This window comes from Streptomyces atroolivaceus, from assembly GCF_000717025.1.
In the GTDB taxonomy this organism is placed as follows: Bacteria; Actinomycetota; Actinomycetes; order Streptomycetales; family Streptomycetaceae; genus Streptomyces; species Streptomyces atroolivaceus.
This window is the reverse complement of record NZ_JNXG01000020.1, coordinates 74,061-98,049: the sequence shown is the minus strand read 5'-3', so window position 1 is coordinate 98,049 and position 23,989 is coordinate 74,061. Positions and strand designations below refer to the sequence as shown.

The 23,989-nt window shown below is 70.7% G+C and carries 18 protein-coding genes; 5 read left to right on the top strand and 13 right to left on the bottom strand.

The window, feature by feature from the left end:
• Positions 1–122: 122 nt before the first annotated feature.
• The gene (locus OO67_RS31520; RefSeq protein WP_033305218.1) at positions 123–1,880 is read left to right on the top strand and encodes a sensor histidine kinase; all 1,758 of its coding nucleotides are present in this window, start codon (positions 123–125) and stop codon (positions 1,878–1,880) included.
• The gene (locus tag OO67_RS31515; RefSeq protein ID WP_033305217.1) at positions 1,877–2,554 is read left to right on the top strand and encodes a response regulator; all 678 of its coding nucleotides are present in this window, start codon (positions 1,877–1,879) and stop codon (positions 2,552–2,554) included. The genes OO67_RS31520 and OO67_RS31515 overlap by 4 nt, the downstream gene beginning before the upstream one ends.
• Before the next feature lie 42 nt (positions 2,555–2,596).
• Here OO67_RS31515 and OO67_RS31510 read toward each other — a convergent pair whose 3' ends face one another.
• The 3 genes from OO67_RS31510 to OO67_RS31500 form a co-directional block, all read right to left on the bottom strand.
• Entirely contained in the window at positions 2,597–4,189 is a 1,593-nt protein-coding gene (locus tag OO67_RS31510) for a solute symporter family protein (RefSeq protein ID WP_033305216.1), read from the bottom strand.
• Complete coding sequence (locus OO67_RS31505; RefSeq protein ID WP_078598394.1) at positions 4,186–4,659, bottom strand: DUF485 domain-containing protein; 474 nt, start codon at positions 4,657–4,659, stop codon at positions 4,186–4,188. The genes OO67_RS31510 and OO67_RS31505 overlap by 4 nt, the downstream gene beginning before the upstream one ends.
• A 226-nt stretch (positions 4,660–4,885) precedes the next feature.
• On the bottom strand, positions 4,886–7,012 hold the full coding sequence (locus OO67_RS31500) for a DNA gyrase/topoisomerase IV subunit B (protein WP_033305214.1): 2,127 nt from the start codon (positions 7,010–7,012) through the stop codon (positions 4,886–4,888).
• 432 nt (positions 7,013–7,444) lie between these two features.
• Between OO67_RS31500 and OO67_RS31495 the strand changes: the two genes are divergently transcribed.
• Complete coding sequence (locus OO67_RS31495) at positions 7,445–7,678, top strand: DUF7455 domain-containing protein (protein WP_014153643.1); 234 nt, start codon at positions 7,445–7,447, stop codon at positions 7,676–7,678.
• Positions 7,679–7,794: 116 nt separating this feature from the next.
• Here OO67_RS31495 and OO67_RS31490 read toward each other — a convergent pair whose 3' ends face one another.
• From OO67_RS31490 to OO67_RS31465, 6 genes are all read right to left on the bottom strand, one after another.
• Positions 7,795–8,625, bottom strand: coding sequence for a S1 family peptidase (locus OO67_RS31490; RefSeq protein WP_033305213.1), 831 nt, complete (start codon positions 8,623–8,625; stop codon positions 7,795–7,797).
• A 128-nt stretch (positions 8,626–8,753) separates the two neighbouring features.
• Positions 8,754–10,301, bottom strand: coding sequence for an RNA polymerase sigma factor (locus tag OO67_RS31485; RefSeq protein WP_033305212.1), 1,548 nt, complete (start codon positions 10,299–10,301; stop codon positions 8,754–8,756).
• A 322-nt stretch (positions 10,302–10,623) separates the two neighbouring features.
• Entirely contained in the window at positions 10,624–11,490 is an 867-nt protein-coding gene (locus OO67_RS31480) for a FadR/GntR family transcriptional regulator (RefSeq protein WP_157841750.1), read from the bottom strand.
• A 182-nt stretch (positions 11,491–11,672) separates the two neighbouring features.
• Positions 11,673–13,433, bottom strand: coding sequence for an ABC transporter ATP-binding protein (locus OO67_RS31475; protein ID WP_033305210.1), 1,761 nt, complete (start codon positions 13,431–13,433; stop codon positions 11,673–11,675).
• Positions 13,434–13,581: 148 nt separating this feature from the next.
• Positions 13,582–14,346: an NUDIX hydrolase gene (locus tag OO67_RS31470; protein ID WP_033305209.1), complete on the bottom strand. Its 765-nt coding sequence runs from the start codon at positions 14,344–14,346 to the stop codon at positions 13,582–13,584.
• Between the two features lie 182 nt (positions 14,347–14,528).
• The gene (locus tag OO67_RS31465) at positions 14,529–15,875 is read right to left on the bottom strand and encodes a DUF4192 domain-containing protein (RefSeq protein WP_033305208.1); all 1,347 of its coding nucleotides are present in this window, start codon (positions 15,873–15,875) and stop codon (positions 14,529–14,531) included.
• A gap of 110 nt (positions 15,876–15,985) precedes the next feature.
• On the opposite strand from OO67_RS31465, the gene OO67_RS31460 reads away from it, so the two are divergent.
• Together OO67_RS31460 and OO67_RS31455 are read left to right on the top strand one after the other, a co-directional pair.
• Positions 15,986–18,157, top strand: a complete 2,172-nt coding sequence (locus OO67_RS31460) for a RecQ family ATP-dependent DNA helicase (protein WP_033305207.1) — start codon at positions 15,986–15,988, stop codon at positions 18,155–18,157.
• A 216-nt stretch (positions 18,158–18,373) separates the two neighbouring features.
• Positions 18,374–19,006 carry a hypothetical protein gene (locus tag OO67_RS31455; RefSeq protein ID WP_033305206.1) on the top strand — a complete coding sequence of 211 codons (633 nt, stop codon included), beginning with the start codon at positions 18,374–18,376 and terminating at the stop codon, positions 19,004–19,006.
• A gap of 57 nt (positions 19,007–19,063) precedes the next feature.
• Here OO67_RS31455 and OO67_RS31450 read toward each other — a convergent pair whose 3' ends face one another.
• The 4 genes from OO67_RS31450 to OO67_RS31435 form a co-directional block, all read right to left on the bottom strand.
• Positions 19,064–19,699, bottom strand: a complete 636-nt coding sequence (locus OO67_RS31450) for a flagellar biosynthesis protein FlhF (protein WP_033305205.1) — start codon at positions 19,697–19,699, stop codon at positions 19,064–19,066.
• A 61-nt stretch (positions 19,700–19,760) separates the two neighbouring features.
• Positions 19,761–20,471 (bottom strand): ribonuclease HII, encoded by a 711-nt coding sequence (locus tag OO67_RS31445; protein WP_033305204.1) that lies wholly within the window; start codon positions 20,469–20,471, stop codon positions 19,761–19,763.
• Between the two features lie 600 nt (positions 20,472–21,071).
• Positions 21,072–22,856: a DUF4153 domain-containing protein gene (locus tag OO67_RS31440; protein ID WP_033305203.1), complete on the bottom strand. Its 1,785-nt coding sequence runs from the start codon at positions 22,854–22,856 to the stop codon at positions 21,072–21,074.
• Positions 22,857–23,072: 216 nt separating this feature from the next.
• Complete coding sequence (locus OO67_RS31435; protein WP_033305202.1) at positions 23,073–23,984, bottom strand: ADP-ribosylglycohydrolase family protein; 912 nt, start codon at positions 23,982–23,984, stop codon at positions 23,073–23,075.
• Positions 23,985–23,989 lie beyond the last annotated feature (5 nt).

Here is a 23,989-nt window from a genome sequence, read left to right as displayed (position 1 = left end):
AGCCTGACCACCCGGCGTTCCACCGCCGGCCCCCGGCCCGTCCACGGCGTTCCAAGGGTGATCGAGGGCGGTCGACGGCCGGAGATTTCGGTAAGCACGGTGAACCCTCTACCGTTCGTACGATGAGCGCCCCACCGACCACCCCGCGGGGTCCGCGCCGGTTCGGCTGGCCGAAGCGGGTCTTCTCGCAGGTCCTGCTGATGCAGCTGGCCATCATCACCGGTGTCACGGTCCTCGTCACGGGCCTCTTCCTGGCACCGCTCAGCGCCCAGCTCGACGACCAGGCGATGCGCCGCGCGCTGGCCATCGCGCAGAGCACGGCAGCACAACCGCAGCTCGCCGCCTCTCTCCTCACCACCGAGCCGCACCCGGACGGTGCCGTCCAGGGTGCGGCGGAGCGCATCAGGCGGTCCACCGGCGCCGAATACGTCGTGATCATGGACAGGCAGGGAGTGCGCTGGTCACACACCGACCCCTCCCGCATCGGCGATGTCGTCAGCACCGACCCGAGCACGGCGCTCGCCGGAAGGTCCGTGATGGAGATCGACAGCGGCACGCTCGGACGCTCGGCCCGTGGCAAGGTACCGCTGCTCGACGGATCGGACCGGGTCGTCGGCGCCGTCTCGGTCGGGATCGCGTACGACAGCGTCCGCGCCCGGCTGCTCGCCGCGATCCCAGGGCTGCTCGCCTATGCGGGCGGCGCCCTCGCCGTAGGAGCGCTGGCCGCCTATCTGATCTCCCGCCGTCTCCAGCGGCAGACCCATGACCTGGCGTTCTCCGACATCTCGGCGCTGCTGACCGAGCGCGAGGCCATGCTGCACAGCATCCGTGAGGGGGTCGTCGCACTCGACCGCACGGGACGCATCAGGCTCCTGAACGACGAGGCCCAGCGGCTGCTCGGCCTCGGCCCGGACGCCATGGGCAAGCAGCTCGACGAGGCACTGGGCGGAGGCCGGACCACCGACGTGCTGGCCGGGCGGGTCGTCGGTGACGACCTGGTGACGGTCCGCGGCAGCCGGGTGCTGCTCGCCAACCGGATGCCCACCGACGACGGCGGGGCCGTGGTCACGCTCCGCGACCGTACGGAGCTGGAGTACCTCGGCCGCGAGCTGGACTCCACGCGCGGCCTGATCGACGCGCTCCGCGCCCAGGACCACGAGCACGCCAACCGGCTGCACACCCTCCTGGGGCTTCTGGAACTGGAGATGCACGAAGAAGCCGTGGAGTTCGTCACGGAGGTCGTCGGCGTCCACCGGGCGACGGCCGAGCAGGTCACCGAGAAGGTGCACGATCCCCTGCTGGCCTCGCTCCTGGTCGGCAAGGCGACCGTGGCCGCGGAGCGCGGTGTCGCGCTGCGCATGGCCCCGGAGACGCTGCTGCCGGACCGGCTGGTGGACCCGCGCGGGCTCGTCACGGTCCTCGGCAATCTGGTCGACAACGCGCTGGACGCCGCCGCGGGATCGGCCGACGCGCAGATCGAGGTCGGACTGCGGGCCGAGGGCCGTACGGTGGTACTGAGGGTGCGTGACAGCGGACCCGGTGTACCCGCCGGTGACCACGAATCCATCTTCATGGAGGGCTGGTCGACCAAGGAACTCCCGGCCCACGGCAAGCGCGGCCTGGGCCTGCCACTGGTGCGGCGGCTCGCCGAGCGGCAGGGCGGCAGCGTGGCCGTGACGGGCTCCCCCGAAGGCGGGGCGGTGTTCACCGTCGTGCTCCCGGAGGCCATGGACGGACCGGAACGGTCCGGCATCCCCTCCCCCGGCGAACCGGAACGGTCCGGCATCCCCTCCTCCGGCGGACCGGAACCGCTCGCCGCCCCCTCCCGCGGGGGCTCCACCGCCTCCGTGCGACCCGCGACGTCAGGAGACGCCCCGTGATCGAGGTTCTCGTCGTGGACGACGACGTCCGGGTCGCCCGGATCAACGCGGCCTACGTCACCAAGGTGCCCGGCTTCCGGGTGGCCGCCATGGCCCACTCGGCAACCGAGGCCCTCGCCAGGATCGGCGAGGTGCCCATCGACCTGATCCTGCTCGACCACTATCTGCCGGACCGCAACGGCCTGGCCGTGGTGCGGGAACTGCGCGGGCTCGGCCATCACACCGATGTGATCATGGTGACGGCCGCGCGCGACGTCGCGACCGTTCAGGCGGCGATGCGCCACGGAGCACTGCAGTACCTGGTGAAGCCCTTCGCGTACGCCGGGCTCCGCACCAAGCTGGAGGCGTACGCCGCGCTGCGCCGCAGTTTCGAGGACGGCGGCGAGGCCGAACAGACCGAGGTGGACCGGCTGTTCGGGGCGTTGTGGGCCACGGGCGGGTCGGACCTTCCCAAGGGACATTCGACGACCACCGCGGAACTGATCCGTCAGGCCCTGCGTGCGGCCGACGGGCCGCTCTCCGCGCAGGAGGTCTCGGAGAGCGCCGGAATGAGCCGTCAGACCGCACAGCGCTACCTGAAGCTGCTGGAACGCACGGGCCGCGTGCGGCTGTCCCTCAAGTACGGCGAGACGGGCCGTCCGGAACACCGATACACGTGGGCCACCGGCTCCTGACGCCCCCGCCCCGCCACCACGAGAGCGCCCGGCCCGCCCCGGCTACGCCGCACCCGCCCCGGTCAGCGACCGGACCTCCGTCTCCGCGTGCTTGGCCGGGTCGGGCGCCTCGGGCGAGGTGACCGTGCCGATCCAGCCGGCCAGGAATCCCGCCGGGATCGACACCAGCCCCGGGTTCTCCAGGGGGAAGAGCGCGAGATCCACGCCGGGGAACAGCGAGGTCGGGCTCCCCGAGACGACGGGCGAAAGCAGGACGAGCAGGACGGCGGGGATCAGCCCGCCGTAGACGGCCCAGACCGCTCCCCGCGTGGTGAAGTCCCGCCAGAACAACGAGTAGAGCAGCGCGGGGAGGTTGGCGGAGGCCGCCACCGCGAACGCCAGCCCCACCAGGAACGCGACGTTCAGGTTCTGGGCGAGGAGGCCGAGCGCGATGGCCACCACCCCGATGCCGGCCGCGGCCACCCGGGCCACTCCGACCTCGCTCCGCTGCTTCGCGCCCGGCCGCCGGAACGAGGCGTAGAGATCGTGGGCCACGGAGGCGGATGACGCGAGGGTGATCCCGGCGACGACAGCGAGGATCGTGGCGAAGGCGATGGCGGCCACGACGGCGAAGAGCACCGTGCCGCCCGTGGAGCCCTCCCCGCCTCCGAGGTCGAGCGCGAGGAGCGGAACCGCCGTGTTCCCCGAGGCGTTCGACGCCCGGACGTCCGCGGAGCCGACGATCGCGGCCGCTCCGAACCCGAGTACGACGGACATCAGGTAGAAGCTGCCGATGAGCCCGATCGACCAGATGACGGAGCGACGGGCCGCGCGGGCGGTCGGGACCGTGTAGAAGCGCGACAGGATGTGCGGGAGGCCGGCCGTGCCGAGGACGAGCGCCAGGCCGAGGCTGACGAAGTCGAGACGCGCCGTCCAGTTCCCGCCGTACCTCAGCCCGGGCGAGAGGAAGTCCCTGCCGTGTCCGCTGCGTTCGGCGGCGGACACGAGCAGGGCGTTGACGTCGCCGTGGAAGCGGACGAGGACGAGCACGGTGAGCGTGACGGCGCCGGCCATCAGCAGGACCGCCTTGACGATCTGGATCCAGGTCGTGGCGCGCATGCCGCCGAGCGACACGTAGATCACCATGAGCGCTCCGACCCCGACCACGGTCCACGATCGGGCGGTGTCGCTCGTACCTCCGAGCAGCAGCGCGACGAGGCTCCCCGCGCCCACCATCTGAGCCACCAGGTACAGCACCGAGACGGTGACGGACGAGGTGCCCACCGCTGTCCGCACCGGTCGCTCCGCCATCCGGGCGGCGACCACGTCCGCGAGCGTGAACCGCCCGCAGTTGCGGACGAGTTCGGCGACGAGGAGCAGGACGACCAGCCAGGCCACGAGGAACCCGACGGAGTAGAGCATGCCGTCGTAGCCGAAGAGGGCGATCAGCCCCGAGATACCGAGGAACGACGCGGCCGACATGTAGTCACCGGCGATGGCGAATCCATTCTCCACGGGGGAGAACAGCCGCCCGCCCGCGTAGAACTCCTCGGCGGAACCCTGTCTGTTCCGGCTGACCCATGTGGTGATGCCGAGCGTCACGGCGACGAACGCGCTGAACAACAGCAGTGCCAGCGTCTGATGGTCCCCCCTCACCGTCCGGCCCCTCTTGTCATCTCCTGGGTCTCCCAGCGCAACTCGAGCGCGGCGCGGTCCCGGTGCAGACGCGCGTGACGGGCGTAAGCCCAGGTGAGCAAGAACGTGGTGAGGAACTGTCCGAGCCCTGCCAGCATGGCCACGTTGAGCGCACCGGCGACAGGACGCGCCATCAGGTCGTGCGCGGTGGTGGCCGCGACGACGTAGGCGAGATACCAGAGCAGGAACGCTGCCGCGGCGGGAACCACGAACCGCCGGTAGCGACGGCGTACTTCGCGGAACGCCGGGCTGCTCTGAACCTCCAGATAGATCTCGGCCGCGCTGGGGCCCTGCCGCTCCCCCGAGCGGATCCGCCCGCGGTCCGCGAGGGCCACCGCGCCGTCCGGCTCGCCCCGCCCGCCGCCCGGCGCCTCGTACCACGGGTCGTCGAGCCGCATCGCTGCGCCGTCCGGCCCTGCTTCCTTCTCCACCCACAACTCCCTTGTCCGCGAGCCTTTTCGGCCGCGTAGCCAAGAATGGGCAGACCGGGAAGATCCCGGGCACTTCATGCGCCGTGCTTCACCATTTCAGGTGACGGATACGCCGGGCGGCCGCGTGAGCCCCCGGCCGTGCGCATAGTGCACGGCCGGGCCTCCGAAAGACCGGCCCAGGGTCGACCGTGGGTGGAGCAAGGGCCTCCACCCACGGGGGAGAGCGTCAGACGTCGATACGCGAGCGGTCCAGGGTCGCCGCGGAGCTCGTGATGAACTCCTTGCGGGGCGCGACCTCGTTGCCCATCAGCAGGTCGAAGACCTGCTCGGATGACTCCAGGTCGCCGATGTTGATCCGGCGCAGGGTGCGGTGCCGCGGGTCCATCGTGGTCTCCGCCAGCTGGTCGGCGTCCATCTCACCGAGGCCCTTGTACCGCTGGATCGAGTCCTTGAACCGGACGTTCTTCCGCTGGAGCTCCAGCAGGGTCTGCCTGAGCTCGTTGTCGGAGTAGGTGTAGATGTACTTGTCCTGGCCCTTCTTGGGCTGGACGAGTTCGATCCGGTGCAGCGGCGGCACGGCCGCGAAGACCCTGCCCGCCTCGACCATCGGCCGCATGTAGCGCTGGAAGAGGGTGAGCAGCAGGGTGCGGATGTGCGAACCGTCGACGTCGGCGTCCGTCATCATGATGACCTTGCCGTAACGCGCCGCGTCGATGTCGAAGGTGCGCCCGGAGCCTGCCCCTATGACCTGGATGATGGCCCCGCACTCGGCGTTCTTGAGCATGTCCGAGACGGACGACTTCTGGACGTTGAGGATCTTCCCGCGGATCGGGAGCAGGGCCTGGAACTCACTGTTCCGGGCCAGCTTCGCCGTACCGAGGGCCGAGTCGCCCTCCACGATGAAGAGCTCGCTGCGCTCCACGTCGTCACTCCGGCAGTCGGCCAGCTTCGCGGGCAGCGAGGAGGACTCGAGCGCGGTCTTGCGGCGCTGCGCGTCCTTGTGCTGGCGGGCGGCGATGCGGGTGCGGGCGGCGGCCACGGCCTTGTCCAGCACCGCCCTGGCCTGGGCCTTGGCGTCACGCTTCGTCGACGTCAGGAACGCCTTGAGCTCCTTGGCGACCACGTTGGCCACGATCCGGTTGGCCGCCGAGGTGCCCAGCACCTCCTTGGTCTGCCCTTCGAACTGCGGCTCCGCGAGCCGTACGGTGACGACCGCGGTCAGGCCCTCCAGCGCGTCGTCCTTGACGATGTCGTCCTCGGCGACGCGCAGCAGCTTGGAGGACCGCAGGACCTCGTTCACCGTCTTCGTGAGGGAGCGCTCGAAGCCGGTCATGTGCGTGCCGCCCTTGGGGGTGGCGATGATGTTGACGAAGGACTTGAGGTTGGTGTCGTAGCCGGTGCCCCAGCGCAGGGCGATGTCGACCCCCAGCTCACGCGTGACCTCGGTCGCCGTCATGTGCCCGCGGTCGTCCAGGACCGGCACGGTCTCCTTGAAGCTTCCCGTCCCGGTCAGGCGCTGAACATCGCAGACGGCCTTGTCCTGTGCCAGGTACTCGCAGAATTCGCTGATGCCACCGTCGAAGCGGAAGGTCTCCTCCGTCTTCCCCTCACCGTCGATGCCCCGCTCGTCGCGTACCACGATGGTGAGACCGGGCACGAGGAACGCGGTCTGGCGAGCTCGCTGGTACAGCGTCTCCAGGCTGAGCTTCGCGTCCTTGAGGAAGATCTGGCGGTCCGCCCAGTACCGCGTACGGGTACCCGTACGCGTCTTGGGAACGCGCTTGCCCTTGCGGAGGCCGTTGGCGGGGTCGAAGGGGCTGTCCGGCCCCTGCTCGGTGAACATGCCCGGGACACCGCGCCGGAAGCTGATGGAGTGGGTCGCGCTGTTGCGGTCGACCTCGACGTCCAGCCGGGCGGAGAGCGCGTTCACGACCGAGGCGCCGACGCCGTGGAGGCCGCCGGACGCCGCGTACGAGCCGCCGCCGAACTTTCCGCCGGCGTGCAGCTTGGTCATGACGAGCTCGACGCCCGAGAGCCCGGTCTTGGGCTCCACATCGACGGGAATGCCCCGGCCGTTGTCACGGACCTCGACGGAGGCGTCGTCGTGGAGGATGACCTCGATCGTGTCGCAGTAACCCCCGAGAGCCTCGTCGACGGAGTTGTCGATGATCTCCCAGAGGCAGTGCATGAGTCCGCGGCTGTCCGTGGACCCGATGTACATTCCGGGACGCTTACGGACCGCTTCGAGCCCCTCGAGGACGAGAAGGTGCCGCGCGGTGTAGTTGGAGCTGTCCCTGTCTGAGCCGCCTGCTCCGGTCAGCAGCGCAGTGGACGGCACGGAATCGGCGGTCACGCGGTTCGCTCCTCGCTGAATTTCATTTGGGGCCCAGTGGGTAACGGGCTCGGCCTCGGTAGCCGCTGAGAGCCTACCGAGGCCTGGTAGAGCGGTTGTAACGCCACCCAGGGGGAATCCTTATGCTAGTCCAGCCTCGCATACGCGTTCGATCATTCGTTGGAGTGACGTGCACATCACGTTCCCTTCGAGGCATGAACCATTTAGGCTCCGGGCACGTCCTCATGAACAACCGGCAAGCCAGCCGGTGGACCTGCCCCCGCAAGCAACGCGAAACCGTAGCGCTACGCAATACGGCACATTCGCCGCCAACCGGCAACAGACAGCCATCCTGAGAAGAAGTTTCGAAGAAATGCCACGAGCGGGAACGTTTTCGGCCTGGTTGGATGTTGACCCTGGTACGACAGCTCGTCGAGCTAGAGAAGAGGCGACGTGACTACTGTTCTGACCCCCGCGAGCCCGCTGACCGCAGCAGACCGCTGTGACCGTTGCGGCGCCCAGGCCTATCTGCGCGTCGTCCTCATCAGCGGCGGTGAACTGCTCTTCTGCGCCCACCACGGGCGCAAGTTCGAGCCGGAACTCAAGAAGATCGCCGCGGAAATACAGGATGAGACAGATCGGCTCACTGCCGTGCAGGCCAGTGCCGCCGACGAGGAACAACACTGACACCTCGCATCCACGACGAGCCATGGGTCCGGTCCAGGACCGGCCGGCGGGCGGCTCTCCCCTCGGGGAGTGCCGCCCGTTCTCATACCTACGGACACGAGGTGCGGTGTCCGCGGTCAGCTCCGGTCGGCCATCCACCGGATCGCCGCGGACATGCGGGTGTACACCCCGGGGCTGCCCGGGCTCCCGCAGCCGCTGCCCCACGAGACCAGCCCGATGAGGCGCCCACGGGCCACCAGCGGGCCTCCGCTGTCCCCCTGGCATGCATCCCGCCCACCCGCCCTCTCACCGGCGCAGAGCATCGATGAGGCCTCGTAGGCGCCCTGTGTGCCGCCGGGGTACGCCCGGGTGCAATCGCCGTCCGGCAGCACCCGCACCGTGGCCGCACGCAGCTCCGAGGCATAGGCGCCGTAGCCGGTCGTGTCCCCCCAGCCGTACACCGCCGCCGCGGTTCCCGGTTCGTACCCGGCGTGTCCGGCCCCGGCCATCGGGATCACACTGCTCCTGGGCAGCGCCCGGTCCAGGGTGAGGACCGCGAGGTCGGCGGCGTTCGTACGCGGGTCGTAGCCAGGATTGACCCACGTCGAACGCACGGGGATCTCCTGGCCGCCGGGCCCGTTCAACTCGTCCCGTCCGGCGATGACCCGCAGGTCCCGGACCTCCGGGACAGCGGCTCCCAGCACGTCCTCGCGCAGGCAGTGTGCGGCTGTCAGCACCTTGCTGGGTGCGATCACCACGCCGCCGCAGAACTGGCCCGCGCGGATTCCCCCGAACCGGTCACGGCTCGACAGGGCCACGACCCACGGACTGTCCGCGACGGCCACCGGCCTCCCGCCGACGATGATGCTGTCCGCCGCCGCGGGTTCAGGAGGGCCGAGGGGTATCACCGCCGCTGCGACCGCCAGGGTGAGGGCGGCGGGAAGGGCACGGACGAGAACGCGGGGCATGGGGACTCCTTACGCCTGGGTGAGCAGTGCCCACTCAGCGTCATCCGCCCCGGTGCCGACCGCATGCGGACATGGCCGGGGCCCGGAACCTCTTCAGGTTCCGGGCCCCGGCCATGTGCGTCCGCGATCTAGTCGAGGTAGTCGCGCAGCACCTGCGAACGTGACGGGTGGCGCAGCTTCGACATCGTCTTGGATTCGATCTGACGGATGCGCTCACGCGTCACTCCGTAGACCTTCCCGATCTCGTCCAGCGTCTTCGGCTGCCCGTCGGTGAGACCGAAGCGCATCGAGACCACGCCCGCCTCGCGCTCGGAGAGCGTGTCGAGCACGGAGTGCAGCTGCTCCTGGAGCAGCGTGAAGCTCACCGCGTCCGCGGGCACGACGGCCTCGGAGTCCTCGATCAGGTCTCCGAACTCGCTGTCCCCGTCCTCGCCCAGCGGAGTGTGGAGGGAAATCGGCTCGCGGCCGTACTTCTGGACCTCGATGACCTTTTCCGGGGTCATGTCGAGCTCCTTGGCCAGCTCCTCCGGGGTGGGCTCACGGCCCAGGTCCTGGAGCATCTGACGCTGCACACGCGCGAGCTTGTTGATGACCTCGACCATGTGCACCGGGATGCGGATGGTGCGGGCCTGGTCGGCCATGGCGCGGGTGATCGCCTGGCGGATCCACCACGTGGCGTACGTGGAGAACTTGTAACCCTTGGTGTAGTCGAACTTCTCGACCGCGCGGATCAGGCCGAGGTTGCCCTCCTGGATGAGGTCCAGGAAGAGCATGCCGCGACCGGTGTAGCGCTTGGCCAGCGAGACCACGAGGCGGAGGTTGGCCTCCAGCAGGTGGTTCTTGGCCCGGCGGCCGTCCTCGGCGATGATCTCCAGCTCGCGCTTGAGCTTCGGAGCGAGCTTGTCGGAGTTCGCGAGCTTGTCCTCGGCGAAGAGCCCGGCCTCGATGCGCTTGGCGAGCTCGACCTCCTGCTCGGCGTTGAGGAGGGGGACCTTGCCGATCTGCTTCAGGTAGTCCTTGACCGGGTCGGCCGTGGCGCCGGCGACGGCGACCTGCTGCGCAGGCGCGTCGTCCTCGTCGTCGTCGGAGAGGACGAAGCCCTTGTTCTCGCCCTCGCCCTCCTCTTCCTCACCCTTGCCGGCCTTTACTTCCTCGACCGGCTCGTCACCGTCGAGCAGCTCGTCGTCCTGCTTACCGGCCTTCTTCGCCGCGGTCTTCTTGACCGTGGCCTTCTTCGCGACGGTCTTCTTGGCAACCGTCTTCTTGGCTGCTGTCTTCTTCGCAGGAGCGGCAACGGCAGCGTCGTCGGCCGCCACGTCCGCGTTCTCGGCCGCCGGGGCGGCGGACGCCGCGACGGTCCGCGTCACAGTCGTCTTGGCTGCGACAGTCTTGGTGGCGGTGCGCTTGACCGGGCTCTTCGCTGCGACGCTCTTGCGGGCGCGCTTAGGCGACTCCGCGGCACTGACCATCAGCGTCACACCCTCTTCCTCGAGGATCTGGTTGAGGCTGCGCAGAACGTTCTTCCACTGGGTTGGCGGAATCTGGTCAGCCTCGAAGGCCCGACGCACGTCATCGCCGGCGATCTGCCCATCAGCCTTTCCCCGCTCGATGAGCGCCATCACAGACTCGGACTCGGCGATCTCCGGCGGGAGCGTACGGGATGTGCTGGCCGACACGAACAACCTCTCGGAACGATGGAAACGGCTTCCGGCCCGGCCCTGGAGAGGGCTGGAACCGACGACCGTCGGCTGGGGATGTCGCCGACGGCGCGGGTTTGGCCTCAGAACTGCACAGCGCACTGTGTGGCTGCTGTATTCCTTCCGCGGCGGTCACCTCTTAAGTCATCGCACTGTTTCGAGGAGTGTTACGCCCAATTCGCGTGGCCCCAGTCACACCTCATACGCGACAAACAGACCAGAGGGCGCATCACCGTATAAACATGCCGCCGAACCGCTGGGGCCCGACGGCACCCGGTTCATGTACCCCGGTTTCGGACGCTCAGTGCTCGCGAGGCGCGGGAACCACCCGTTCCCCGTCGGTGTGGCCCACCAGCAGCTGCCGCATGGCGGCCTCGGCGCCGGCGGAGTCACCTGACGCGAGAGCCTCCGCGATCCGCGCATGGTGACCGAGAGACGCCTCAGCGGGCCGGTCACAGCCCGTGACGGGCCCGCCGGAGACATGCAGGGCCGCCGACACGATCCCGGAGAGGTGCTCGAGCATGCGGTTGCCCGCCGCCTGGATCAGCAGGGCATGGAACTCCGCGTCGGCCCGGGAGAACGTGACGGCGTCCCCCTGCCCCATCGCGTGCCCCATGATCTCGATCATGTCGCCCAGGCGCTGCTGAATGTCCTCGCGCCCGTGCCCGGCGGCCAGCCGGGCGGCCAGCGGCTCGATGGTCCACCTGAGGTCCTCCAGTTCGCGGCGCTGATCATCACGCTGCGGCCCGAAGGCGCGCCATTCGATGATGTCGGGGTCCAACAGGTTCCAGTCACTCACCGGCCGGACCCGCGTGCCCACGTTGGGCCGGGCACTGACCAGACCCTTGGCCTCGAGAACGCGCAGGGACTCCCTCACGACGGTGCGGGAAACCTCGAATCGCTGACCGATCTCCTCCGGCACGAGCGGCCGGTCGGCACCGAGGTCACCGGAAACGATCATCTGGCCCAGCTGCTGGACCAGCTGGCCGTGAAGCCCACGGCCGCGACTGGCCGTGCCGCGTCGGCTCGCCCGCCCCAGATCGGATTCGGCACCACCCCAGGAACGCAAGGCGGCACGCTCGCCGGCCGGCGCCTCCGTGTAGGGATAGCGGTCGAGTTCGCCCGGGCCGGCGAGGCCGGAGTCGGCGGAGCGGGCGGCGGTCATCATGGTGTGCGCAAGGGTACTCACGCATCCTTTGTCGGCGCGGCTCACCCGCCCCTTGAGGTCTTTGCTGAAAAGCACACGAAAGGGTGATCGGCACCCACCTCTCAATTGACGCCTTATCAACAGAAATCCCACTGTTTCGGGGGAGTTGTCCGTGACGGGCTACCCGCAGCAGGACGATGCGGTCACCAACGAGCTCTCCCACGCAGGCTGGTGAACACATACGCGCAGATCAAGGCAGACAGCGACAAGGAAAGCGCCAGTCCCACGGGTTGGGCCACGATCCGCACGGCAGCCATCGCCCATCGGTCCGTCTCGTACGGCCACTGCGGCCAACCGAGTTCACGCAGCCGGCCCGGCAGACCGGTGACCGAACGGGCGGACGGGCCCGCGAGGAGCTTCTGCATCAGCGGTACGACGAGAACCGGGACCGCCAGCACGGCGGCGACTCCGGCACCGGCCAGCCGGAAAACGCCGGCTCCCAGCAGTCCCGCCCAGGCACACCCGACCGAGAGGCCGGCCCAACTGGCGGCCAGCTGAACCGCGTTCGCGGGGGCGGCTACCAAGTCGCCGCCGTAGACGAGGCGCAGGGCTTCGGCGTCCGCCAGAACGGAGAGCAGCGCGAGCAGCAGCGCGACCCCCGCCGAGACCACCAGTTTGGCCAGCAGAAGACCGAGGCGGCGCGGCACGGTACCCCGCCCCGCGGCAAGCGCCGGGTACCGGTACTCGTCGCCGAAGGAGAGGGCTCCCAGCAGGCCCGCGGCGAACGCGGCAGGCGGTAGTGGCAGCAGATCAGGCCAGGCGACGAGCAGATCCGGCAGAGGCGTCCTCCCGGAGCGGGCCATCAGCACGGAGAGCCCCACCGAGAGGGCCAGAACGGCCGCCATGATCAGAGCGGTTGTCCTTACGCCGAAGAGCCGGCGCAGTTCGTAGCGAATGGGCCGGAGCGGGCCACGGGCCGGGCGCACGGGGATCGGAGGGGGCAGCTTCGAGATCGCCACGGTCGAGGCCTGTCCGGACGGGACAGTCCCGGCCGGACTGTCACCCGCGCCTCGGGGAGGAGCGGGCGCCGGGCCTGTGTCCCCGGTCTCGTCGGCGAGTTGGTGGACAGGGACTCCGTGCCGGTACGCGGTGTCCCCGACCTCCGCGCACGTACTTCCGTACACCGACAGACGGCTGCCTCCCTCGGCGACCACTTCGACGGAGCGCTGCGCGGCGCGGGCCTCACGGCTCACCACGGCGGCAAGCCGGGCCGCGTGCGGGGTCCGCACGGCGACCCTGGGACGCAGACGGGTACGGGAGAAGTCGGCGACCTCCTGGTCCGCCACGAGGCGTCCCTCGTCGATGGTGACCACACGGTCGGCCGCGCGGGCGGCCTCCTTGGGATCAACGGTGGTGTGCAGGACCGTGCCCCCTTCGGCCGCGTGTGCACGGAGAAGACCGTGGAGCCAGCTCCGCTCACGCGGCGAGAGGCCCTCGGTGGGCTCGTCGAGTACAAGCGTATGAGGGTCACCGAGCAGGGCCGAAGCAAGGCCGAGCCGCCGGTCCATACCGGCCGAGAGGGTGCCGATGCGCTGGTCCCCCAGCCCTGCGAGACCGACGACCTCGAGCAGCTCGTCGGCTCGCGACGCCGGAACTCCTGCCGCGGCACAGAGCATGCGGAGCTGGCCGCGCGCTGTGCGCGCCGGATGCCCCGGTACGTCTCCGAGCAACACCCCGACCTCTCGTGCGGGATGGCCGATGCGGTGCAGCGGGCGGCCCCTGAAGTAGGTCACGCCCCTCCCCGCTTCGAGCTCCAGCATCAGGCGGAGGGCGGTGGTCTTGCCGGAGCCAGGAGCGCCGAGCAACGCGGTGACGCTGCCGGACGGGGCTTCGAAGGTCAGGTCGTCCACAACGGGCGGACGGTCACGGCGGGGGCTGCTGGTGAGTCCGATGGCCTGGAGCATCGCTTCTCTCGCGGAGGGTGAGACCCGCTCGGCGGCAGGATGGAGTACCCCAGCAAGATAACGCTACATTCCGGACTTTTCGCGCACCGTTGCTTCAGTGGGCGTTCCGCAGGTCCGGGCGGGGTGAGTCCTGAAGGGCCGGACCCGCTCAGACTTCCGGCCTCAGCATCGGAGGGTTGAGCACGGTCGCCGCCCCGGCCCGGAACAACTGCGCGGGACGGCCTCCCTGCCGCGTGGTCGTCCCACCGGACGGAACCAGGAAGCCGGGCGTTCCGGTGACCTTGCGGTGGAAGTTCCGGGGGTCCAGGACGACACCCCACACCGCCTCGTACACCCTCCGCAACTCACCGACCGTGAACTCGGGCGGGCAGAACGCCGTGGCCAGCGAGGAGTATTCGATCTTCGAGCGGGCTCGTTCCACCCCGTCGTCGAGGATCCTCGCGTGATCGAAAGCCAGTGCCGCCGACTGCTCGTCGTCGCGACCGAAGCCGCCCCCCGGCCCGAGCAGGTCGTCCACGGGTGCCCAGCGCGCGCTGTTCGCGTCACCACCGGCACGCGGGGCCGGGAGGTCGGGCGCCAGAGCGAGGTGCGCGACACTGACGACTCTCATCCTCGGGTCACGCCCCGGGTCGCCGTAGGTGGCAAGCTGTTCGAGGTGGGCGCCGTTTCCTACGGCGGGGGCAGCCGGATCGTGGGCGCAGAGACCCGTCTCCTCGACGAGCTCACGCGCCGCCGCCGCGGCGAGGTCCTCATCGGCTCGGACGAATCCGCCCGGCAGCGCCCACCGCCCCTGGAACGGTGATTCGCCACGGCGCACCACCAACGCGCAGAGCGCATGACGTCGCACCGTGAGGACAACCAGGTCGACGGTGACAGCGAAGGGCGGGAAGGTCGACGGGTCGTAGGGCGGCATGCCGAAATCATAGTCGTCTTCCTGACGATAAACACTCCCTTCGCGATACCCGGTTCCGTGTTCGGCCCGCTTCACGCGCTGCGGCGGCGGCCGGCCCGGCAGAGGCGTCGGCCGGATCCTTTCGCTCCCTCCGACTGCGGCCTGTCCGGCAGCGGGCCGGGCCGACCCGGTGAACGCAGCGGTCAGTCGCGGCTCCCGGCTCCGCGAGAACCCAGCCGCCGTGTGTCGCCGGCCCGTCCCCGGCCGGCGGCCGGGCCCGGACGGGAGACAGGGCCTGCTGCCGACCGGTCCACCGGCTTCCGTTTCCGCCTCCCTGCCGGAGTGCGCGCGGTCCGCCGGTGCCCTGCCCGCCCCGTGTGCCGCCCACCGGGATCCTGAGAGGGGCTGTCGCTACCCTGGCCGTCGCGCCGGACGCGCTCCCTGCGGAGACACCGACGCAGCGTCTCCGGGTCGAGACCTTGATTGCACGCCTGGTGCAGGAGCTGGGCGAACGTGTAATGGGGGTCGGCGCGCAGAGCGAGCCCCAACGCCACCCTGGCACCCGCCTCGTCGCCGGTGGACCATGAGACCCAACCGGCCAGCGCCAGGGGCGCCGCTGCGTGCTCCACATACGGGCCGACACAGCGGCGGGCCAGAACATGCCACAGCCGCAGCGCCGTTTCCGCCTCGCCGCCCTCCATCCACTCGGCCGCCCGGTCCCTCGTCTCGCGGTCCTGCAGGCCGAGGATCACAGCCGCCGCCTCGTGGGGCGCGATCAGGCCGTCGTCACCGCCGTCCGTCCCGGCGGACCCGGCGGCCGGCGCCTTCCTGAGGCGTTCCATGAGGTCACGCGCGAGCGCCAGGGTCTCTGCCGCCACCTCACCGCGCCCTTCGACGTCGAGGATCCGGGACACCAGCACGGCACCCGCTGAGTCCAGAGCCCGTTCCTGCTCCTGCGCCGCCGCGGATTCCCCTGGCAAGAGGCGCGCTTCCATGTCCCGCAGCGATCCGCGCACCTGAACACCTGCGTACGCGGCTGCGGCAGCCATCACCGTGGTGCCCGGCAGGGCCAGCGGATTGCCCTCGGGCGGGCAGCAGCGGTCATCGGGGCAGCAGTAGGACCAGTAACGGCCGTCGGAGATGCACAGCGCTTCGAGCACGGGCACGTCGAGCGCGCCGCAGGCCGTCCGCAGGCGTTGGGCGAGCGGCCTCAGCCGCTCCATGGTCTGCGAGGCGCCCTCCCCCTCGGCCGGGTCCTGGCAGAGGAAGACGATGATCGCGTCGGGACGGGATTCGCGCCTCTCACTTCCCACGATCAGGCACTGCGCGAGTTGGTCGGCGACCGGCCCCCACTCCTCCGGCTCGTGCGGAATACCCAGCCTCAGTCTGCCGCCGAAGCGGCCCCGGCCACCGTGCAGGGCGACCATGACCACGCTGTCGTTCGGATGGAAACCCATCAGGTACGGAAGGGCGTCGGCAAGTTCGGCGGGACCCCGCAGAGTGATCTGCTGTGCGTCCGGCGGTCCGGTGGTTTCGTCGTGCTTGTTCATGGCATGACCGTCCCGCGGGCCGCCGGTTTCCGCGACCCCTGTGGATAACTTTGTCCACAGGTGTCGACCACCGTTCGTGGTTTGTCGTAGGCATCGGGTTGCATGGGGGTATGACCAACGAAGACCGCGCAGAGCTCAGGGCCTCGGCCGATTCCGTACTCGCCCGTCTGGTCGGGGACGCCACCGGCACCGCCCGGCTGCGCGAGGACCAGTGGCGGGCCATCGAGGCCCTCGTCGCCGACAAGCGCAGAGCCCTGGTCGTCCAGCGGACAGGGTGGGGCAAGTCCGCGGTGTACTTCGTGGCCACGTCGCTGCTGCGCTCGATGGGCAGCGGCCCCACGGTGATCGTCTCGCCCCTGCTCGCCCTGATGCGCAACCAGGTGGCGGCTGCCGCCCGGGCCGGTATCAGCGCCCGCACGATCAACTCCTCCAACACCGAGGAGTGGGAGACGGTCCAGGCCGAGGTGGCGGCGGGCGAGGTCGATGTGCTGCTGGTCAGTCCCGAGAGGCTCAACAACCCGGATTTCCGGGACCAGGTACTGCCGCGCCTCGCCGCGGCGACGGGCCTCCTGGTGGTCGACGAGGCGCACTGCATCTCCGACTGGGGCCATGATTTCCGGCCGGACTACCGACGGCTGCGGACCATGCTCGCCGATCTTCCTGCGGGCGTCCCCGTGCTCGCCACGACGGCCACCGCCAATGCCCGCGTGACCGCGGACGTCGCGGAACAGCTCGGTACGGGGGCGGGCACGGACGCCTTGGTGCTGCGGGGACCTCTGGACCGGGAGAGCCTCAGCCTCGGAGTGCTGCAACTGCCCAATGCGGCGCACCGTCTGGCATGGCTCGGTGACCACCTCGGAGAGCTGCCGGGCTCGGGGATCATCTATACGCTCACGGTCGCGGCCGCCGAGGAGATCACCGCGTATCTCCGCCAGTGCGGGCACCCGGTCACGTCGTACACCGGCCGGACGGAGAACGCCGACCGGCAGCAGGCGGAGGACGATCTTCTGGCCAACCGGGTCAAGGCCCTGGTGGCCACGTCCGCGCTCGGCATGGGATTCGACAAGCCCGACCTCGGCTTTGTCGTGCACGTGGGATCCCCGTCCTCGCCCATCGCCTACTACCAGCAGGTCGGCCGGGCGGGACGCGGAGTCGAGCATGCCGAGGTCCTGCTGCTCCCCGGCAAGGAGGACGAAGCCATCTGGCAGTACTTCGCCTCGGTCGCCTTCCCCCCGGAGGAGCAGGTCCGCAGGACGCTCGACATCCTCGCCCAGGCCGGCCGCCCCTTGTCGCTGCCCGCCATGGAACCCCTGGTCGATCTGCGGCGCACCCGCCTCGAGACCATGCTGAAGGTGCTGGACGTCGACGGTGCGGTGAAACGGGTGAAGGGCGGCTGGATCTCCACCGGCGAACCGTGGGTGTACGACTCCGAGCGCTACGCCTGGGTCGCGCGGCAGCGGGCCACCGAGCAGCAGGCCATGCGCGACTACGTCTCCGCCACCGGATGCCGCATGGAGTTCCTCCGGCGCCAGCTGGACGACGAGGAGGCCGAGGCGTGCGGGCGCTGTGACAACTGCGCGGGCGCACGATTCGACGACAAGGTCTCCACTGCTGCCCTCGACGGTGCGCGCGGCGAGCTCGGCAGGCCAGGCGTGGAGGTGGAGCCGCGCAAGATGTGGCCCACGGGGCTCGCCGCGGTAGGGGTCGATCTCAAGGGCCGTATCCCGGCGGGCGAACTGGCCCTTCCGGGCCGGGCGCTCGGCAGGCTCTCGGACATCGGCTGGGGCAACAGGCTGCGTCCGCTGCTCGCGGCGCAGGCGCAGGACGCCCCGGTGCCCGACGACGTGGCGAGCGCGGTGGTCACGGTCATCACCGACTGGGCGAAGGGCCCTGGCGGCTGGGCATCCGGGGCCCCGGACGCGGCGCCCCGGCCGGTCGGTGTCGTCACGGTCGCCTCGCGCCGCAGACCGCAGCTGGTCCATTCCCTCGGCAGCCGTATCTCCGAGGTCGGCCGGATGCCCCTGCTGGGTACGGTCACCTACGCTCCGGGCAGCGAGGAGCTGCGGATCTCACAGACCAACAGCGCGCAGCGGGTGAAGGCCCTGCACGACGCCCTCGTCGTGGAGCCCGCGTTGGGTGAGGCACTCGCAGCCGCGGGAGGGCCCGTCCTGCTCGTGGATGATCTCTCCGACACCGGGTGGACCCTGGCCGTGGCGGCGCGGCTGCTCCGGCGTGCGGGAGCGGAAGCCGTGTTTCCGCTGGTCCTCGCAGTCCAGGCCTGACAGATGGCTTCGTTCGTCGCCGAACGGGCAGGGATATAGGAGTCATTCCGTCAGATACCCGTCAGCCAAGCCAATTGCTCGTTGCCGCCTGCCGATACGACAGGAAGAATTGGAGTCGCTCCCCGCACGGTCTTTTCGCGGGCCCGGAAGGGCTGTGCCGCGGCGCGCCCCCACTCGACCCTGCCCGCACCGTGGGCGCGTAGCGAAGGGAGGACCGTGACCTTCGGATTCGCTCCGTCCGCAGCCACTTCACTGTCGGCATCAGCGGGCTCCGTCAACCACGTTGCCAGGATGCTCGAACCTGCCGAGTGGGCCGCGGCAGGGATACCTCTGCTGCGCAGTCCGCGGGAGGTCGTCAGCGGCCTCCACTCGCGGCACCGGCCGACTCCGGCCACCGCGGTCGTCGCCGTCCTCGACCATGAGGAAAGGCTCACGGCCAGCGCCTCGTTCACCCGGCGGTCCACCGCGGCAGCGGACGGCTGGGAGTTCCGCAACGCCCTGCTGGCACATCTGCGCCGGGTGATCCCGCACGATCTCCGCCGCCGCACCCCGGTGCGTACCGCGGTCCTGCTCTACTGCCGTGACGGGGACGAGCGCTGGACGGAGGAGGACGGGGCGTGGATGTGGGGACTGCGGGACGCCTGCACTCTGCACGGTCTGAGATGCGGGGCCTACATCACCCTCACCCGTGGGGGATGGCAGGTGCTCGGCGAGGGCCGGGGCGGCCGCAGGCCGACGCTGCTGTCCAGGCCTTCGGCCCTGGCGGACACCTCCTCCGACCACGACTCCGTTCCGCTGCGCACCGGCGGCGGGGCAGCCGAAGCACTGCGGCGGAGCGCGGCCCGCTGAAGCGGGATGTGGGTCCCGGCCGTCCATGAGGACGGCCGGGACCCACGGCCGTACGTCTCAGACACCCGCGCCGAGTGCGGAATTGATCTTCTGCGGGTCTCCGCACACGATCAGCAGGTCACCGGCGCGCTCCCGCACGCCGGACAGCGCCCGGGCAGCCGTGTCGTCGAGGTCGCCGTCGACCGCGACGACGACCACCGAACGGGAGGCGCAGCGGTCGGCGTCGGCCGTGCGGGCGAAGAAGACATCGTCCCCCGCGTCGTGCTGGGCCCAGTACGCGGCCTCTCCGAAGGAGAGTTCGTGCGCGGCCCACGGGTGCGGTTCGCCGGTGGTGAGCACAAGGATGTCTCCCGGCGCCCGTCCGGTGTCGAGCAACAGGTCGACCGCCTCGTCGGCAGCATCGATCGCGCCGCCGGCCGGAGCCGGGATCAGCTGGAACTGCGCTGCGGAATCTTCCGGCAGCTTCCGCCCGGCAGGGACCGGAGCAGCGGGGGCGGCGGATACGGGGCGCGCGCGCTGCGCCGGGGGCGCGGGGCGCGCGGGGCCGCGGCCGGGGTTGCCGGGACGCGGGGTGGCCGCGGAACGCGGGCCAGGTACGGGACGGGGGGTCGGCGCGGTGCGGCCGGCGGCCGGAGTGACGCGGGGACCCTGGGCGCTCTCGGGAATCTGAGGCTCCTCGGGGATGAGAGGCATGAATGGTTGTCTGTCACAGCCGACGCGGCACGCGTCGGCGGGTGGATACGCCTGTGTGCGATCAGAAGTCGAAGCCGAGCTGGCCCCCGCTTTCAAGCGCCGCCGCCTCGGCGGAGAACCGGACCTTCTTCAGGTGCTGCCACTGGGGCAGCGCGTCGAGGTAGGCCCAGCTGAGACGGTGGTGAGGCGTAGGCCCCCGCACCTCCAGCGCTGCCCGGTGTACCGGTGACGGATAACCGGCGTTCGCGCCGAAGGCGAAGTCCGTGTACTGCCCCGTATCCGCCCCCAGTTCGGCCATCATCGTGTCCCGGCGGACCTTGGCGATCACCGAGGCCGCCGCGACGGCGATGCACGACTGGTCACCCTTGATCACGGTGCGGACGTTCCAGGGCGGTCCGAGGTAGTCGTGCTTGCCGTCGAGGATCACGGCGTCCGGCCGCACGGGCAGCGACTCCAGCGCCCTGACGGCCGCGAGACGGAGTGCCGCGGTCATGCCGAGATCATCGATCTCCAGGGGCGACGCATGGCCCAGCCCGTAGGCCGTGACCCACTTCTCGAGCACCGGGGCGAGTTCCGCCCGGCGCTTGGGGCTGATCAGCTTGGAGTCGGTCAGGCCCTCGGGGGGCCTGCGAAGACCGGTGACGGCAGCGCACACGGTGACGGGGCCGGCCCACGCTCCGCGTCCGACCTCGTCGACACCGGCGACGGTCCTGGCACCGGACGTAGCGCGCAGTGAGCGCTCGACGGTGTGCGTGGGTGGTTCGTACGGCATGGCGCCTGCCAGGTTACGCCGACGGGCACGGCAAGAACACCCCGGGGCACCGTCCAGCGGTACGGCCCGTGTCCGACCATGTCCGGAGCGGCTTCGGCCGGTGCACGTCGAGGGCCGTTGAGGGCCGTTGAGGGCCGTCGAGGGCTGCCGAAGGGTGAGACCGGCCCGGGGCCCGTGAGCCGGATCCGGACCCCCGCTCCCTTCGCCGAGCGGCAACCGCGCGAGCACGATCGGGCCTGCGCCCCCTCCGCCGAACCGCCTCCGCCGGCGTTCCCGTGAACTCGCATCGCGGACGCGGACGCCAGCCGGCCCGCCCGCCGCGCCCCGGGTCGGCTTCGCACGGGAGCCCGGACCGGCGGCGGCGGACCGCACACGGAGGGCGTGGAGGGAGACGCCGGCCGCCCGGCCTCGTCGGCGCGAGTAGGCCCGGAACTCCCCCGGTACACCTGGGCGTTCGGCTGCCCTGGGCGCACTCCCCTCGGGCGTGGGGCGGCGGTGGCCGACCGTCGCGTCGGCCGGGGTGCTCAGCGACGGCCGCCACGGGTCTCGGCACGGGTCTCAGTACGGGTCTCGGTACCGGTCTCGGTCTCAGTACCGGTCTCAGTACGGGTCGTACGAGTCCTCCTCCTCGTAGCCCTCCCGCTCGTCGGCCTCCTGGCCGAGGCCATAGCACTCGGTCCCGTGGTTCTGCACGGCGTTCTTCTCGAGGATGTCCTGGGCCCTGGCCTCGCCCCAGCTGGTGGAATACCACGGGGCGTCCGCGGCGGCGAGGTCACGCTGGAAATTTTCCAGTGCACAGGACCTCAACGGTTCGGGCAGCGTGTTCAGGGCCGGTACGGCGTCTGCGGACAGCCCCTTGAGATAGTCGATGTCGATCGCTCTGTCGCTGCCGTACCGCTGGACGTTCTGTTCGGCGATCAGGCCGTCGGGCGAGACCAGCCCGAAGACGAGCACACCCGCGGCCGCGCTCACGGCGACCGCGCGCGGCAGCAGCCTGGCGCCGAAGATCCCGGCCGCGAGGATGAGGACCAGCACCACGCCGAGCCAGAGCTCCACAGCGGCCACCGAGATGCGGAGCCGTGTCAGACCGAAGGCGTCCACGTAGAGGTCCATGCGGCGCAGGGCGGAGGCCACGACGACGAGCGTGAGTACACACAGGGCACCGAGAACACTCCGGACCAGGGTCCGGTCGCCCGGTCCGCCCCGCGGGGCCCAGCGCAGGGCGAGCGCGATGACGACCAGGGTCAGCACTGTGGCCCAGAGAAGCTGCCAGAAGCCCTGCCGGGCGTACTCGGCGGGCAGCAGACCGGTCTCTTCCAGCACCTTGTCGTACCCGCCCAGAAGGACGACCAGCTGGAGCACGACGAAGGCCGCGAAGAGGAGGTTGAGCACGATCAGCGGAAGCGCCCACTCCCCCCTGCTCCTGGGTTTGCCGGGCCTGACGGTGATGCCGTCCCAGCGCACCGGCGCCGCAGCACTGTGCGCGGCGGCGAGGGCTCCGAGGAGGCCGAGCGCGAAGAGGAAGACGCGCCAGGGACTGTCCCCGACCGACACGTCGGGGGTGAGGCTGCCCAGCAGTTCGGCGAAGGCCGCGTCCGCGGAGGCGAAGAGCGCGCCGAACACGACGAGCAGCACGACGGCCACAGCAGTGGTGCGGGCGACGGAGCGCACCCGGCCCCGGGAATCGTCGGCGCGGGCGCGCACCCCGTGCCACCCCCAGCGCGCGCCGGCCGCCGCGGAAGGGAACAAGCCCAGCGAACCGAGCAGCACACCGGGCCAGCTGCGGCTTCCGTGCAGGGCCAGCGAACCCAGGGCGAGGGCCGACACGACGGCGAGGAAGACCGGCCACCCCGCTTCCCGGAGCGCCGGGATCGTCAGGAGCGCCAGGCCGCCCACCGCCCAGACGGCCGTCCAGGGCCGCAGTCTGCGCCCTGCCGAGCGTGCGGCGAAGAAGGCTCCCAGCGCGGCGGGCACGGCCACGATCAGCAGGTTGAGCCCGACGCCGTCGCCGAGCAGCAGCGCAGAGAGCAGGGCCGTGGCGAAAGCCGACCAGAGTGTCGCAGGCCCGATGGCGGGCGGGGGCGGAGGCCGAAGCCGGGACAGCACGCCGGGCGGCGGCTGCCCCCCGCGCAGCCAGACGTCCGGCCGTGGCGTCTTCTGGAGGTAGGCGGGCACCTTCGGCACATCCGGGCCGTCGTTCTGAGGCGGTACCGACCGGGTGGAAGCCCGTGCCGGCGTCTTCGCCGGCGCCTCAGCGCGGCCGGACCGGCCGGATGCCACCCCGCTCCCCGGCTCGGGCGCGCTGCCTGACGCGGACTCCACCGCGTCGCCGGACTCCGGTGACGTCTCGGGACGGCTGGACGCATCGGACGGCTGATCGGACATGGGACCCCTCCCCCACCGAGGTCCGCTCGCACGGCCACATCGCGGCACGACGGCCCCGGCGTCTCTAGGCGCACGCCCACCAAGATCGATGAGGGCGGCGTGGCCGAAAGAGTAAGTCCCGGCCGGTCCGTCCGACCGGTCGGGGCCTCCGCTGTGGCAGGACCGTGACAGTGAAGGCGTCGGTACCTGGACCTGGCCAGTCGGCCTGCCGGACGGTCAGGGGCGCGCCGGGACGCGGGGCACCCAGTCGGGCAGCTCCTCCGTCAGGGCCAGCCAGTCGGCCGGAGGAGCACCGGCCGGCTCCGCGGCGACGATTCCGCCGACGATGGCACAGGTGGTGTCCACATCCCCGCCCGCCTGCGCTGTCACCCAGAAGGCCTGCTCGAAGTCACCGAGGCTCCGGGCGGCCGACCAGAGGGCGAACGGCACCGTGTCGTGCGCACTCGTACGGCGACCGTTGCCGAGCACTGCCGCGACGGTCCCCGCGTCCCGGTAGTCCAGCATGTCGCGCGCCCTGCGCAGCCCGGCGCCGACCGCACTGCGCGGGACGAGGGCGACGACGCCGTCGATCAGTGCCTCCGGCGTCGGTAGCCCGCCCGGCGCGGCGACGAGGGCGGCGGCCGCCGCGACGGCCATGGCCCCCACAACGGCTTCACGGTGCTGATGGGTGGTGTACGAGGAGATCTCGGCCTGGTGGGTGGCTTGTTCCGGGTCGTGCGCGTACCAGGCACCCAGGGGGGCGATGCGCATCGCCGAACCGTTCCCCCATGAACCCTGGCCCTTGAAGAGGGCGGATGCCAGCTCCCGCCAGTCGCCGCCTTCCCTCACCAGTCTGAGCAGCCGGTTCACCGCGGGCCCGTAGCCCCGGTCGAAGTCGTGGTGCCGGGCGAAGGACCGGGCGAGCGCGTCCTGGTCGACGCGCTCGTGGGCGGCCAGGACGGCGAGTACGGAGCAGGCCATCTCGGTGTCGTCGGTCCACTGCCAGCCATCGGGCGGCAGCTCCCGGTTCTTGAGCAGGGGGTAGTTGGCCGGGACGAAGAACTGGGAACCGAGGGCATCTCCCACGGACAGTCCACGCAGGCTGGCCAGAGCACGCTCGAAGCGGTCGGTAGCAGAGTCAGCGGTCATCGCTC

Bases quoted from the DNA above. Each gene is read 5' to 3' on its own strand.
- OO67_RS31520 (WP_033305218.1), top strand. From the start codon at position 123: ATGAGCGCCCCACCGACCACCCCGCGGGGTCCGCGCCGGTTCGGCTGG.
- OO67_RS31490 (WP_033305213.1), bottom strand. From the start codon at position 8,625: ATGCCCCGCGTTCTCGTCCGTGCCCTTCCCGCCGCCCTCACCCTGGCG.
- OO67_RS31480 (WP_157841750.1), bottom strand. From the start codon at position 11,490: ATGATGACCGCCGCCCGCTCCGCCGACTCCGGCCTCGCCGGCCCGGGC.
- OO67_RS31475 (WP_033305210.1), bottom strand. From the start codon at position 13,433: ATGCTCCAGGCCATCGGACTCACCAGCAGCCCCCGCCGTGACCGTCCG.
- OO67_RS31470 (WP_033305209.1), bottom strand. From the start codon at position 14,346: ATGCCGCCCTACGACCCGTCGACCTTCCCGCCCTTCGCTGTCACCGTC.
- OO67_RS31465 (WP_033305208.1), bottom strand. From the start codon at position 15,875: ATGAACAAGCACGACGAAACCACCGGACCGCCGGACGCACAGCAGATC.
- OO67_RS31460 (WP_033305207.1), top strand. From the start codon at position 15,986: ATGACCAACGAAGACCGCGCAGAGCTCAGGGCCTCGGCCGATTCCGTA.
- OO67_RS31450 (WP_033305205.1), bottom strand. From the start codon at position 19,699: ATGCCTCTCATCCCCGAGGAGCCTCAGATTCCCGAGAGCGCCCAGGGT.
- OO67_RS31445 (WP_033305204.1), bottom strand. From the start codon at position 20,471: ATGCCGTACGAACCACCCACGCACACCGTCGAGCGCTCACTGCGCGCT.
- OO67_RS31440 (WP_033305203.1), bottom strand. From the start codon at position 22,856: ATGTCCGATCAGCCGTCCGATGCGTCCAGCCGTCCCGAGACGTCACCG.
- OO67_RS31435 (WP_033305202.1), bottom strand. From the start codon at position 23,984: ATGACCGCTGACTCTGCTACCGACCGCTTCGAGCGTGCTCTGGCCAGC.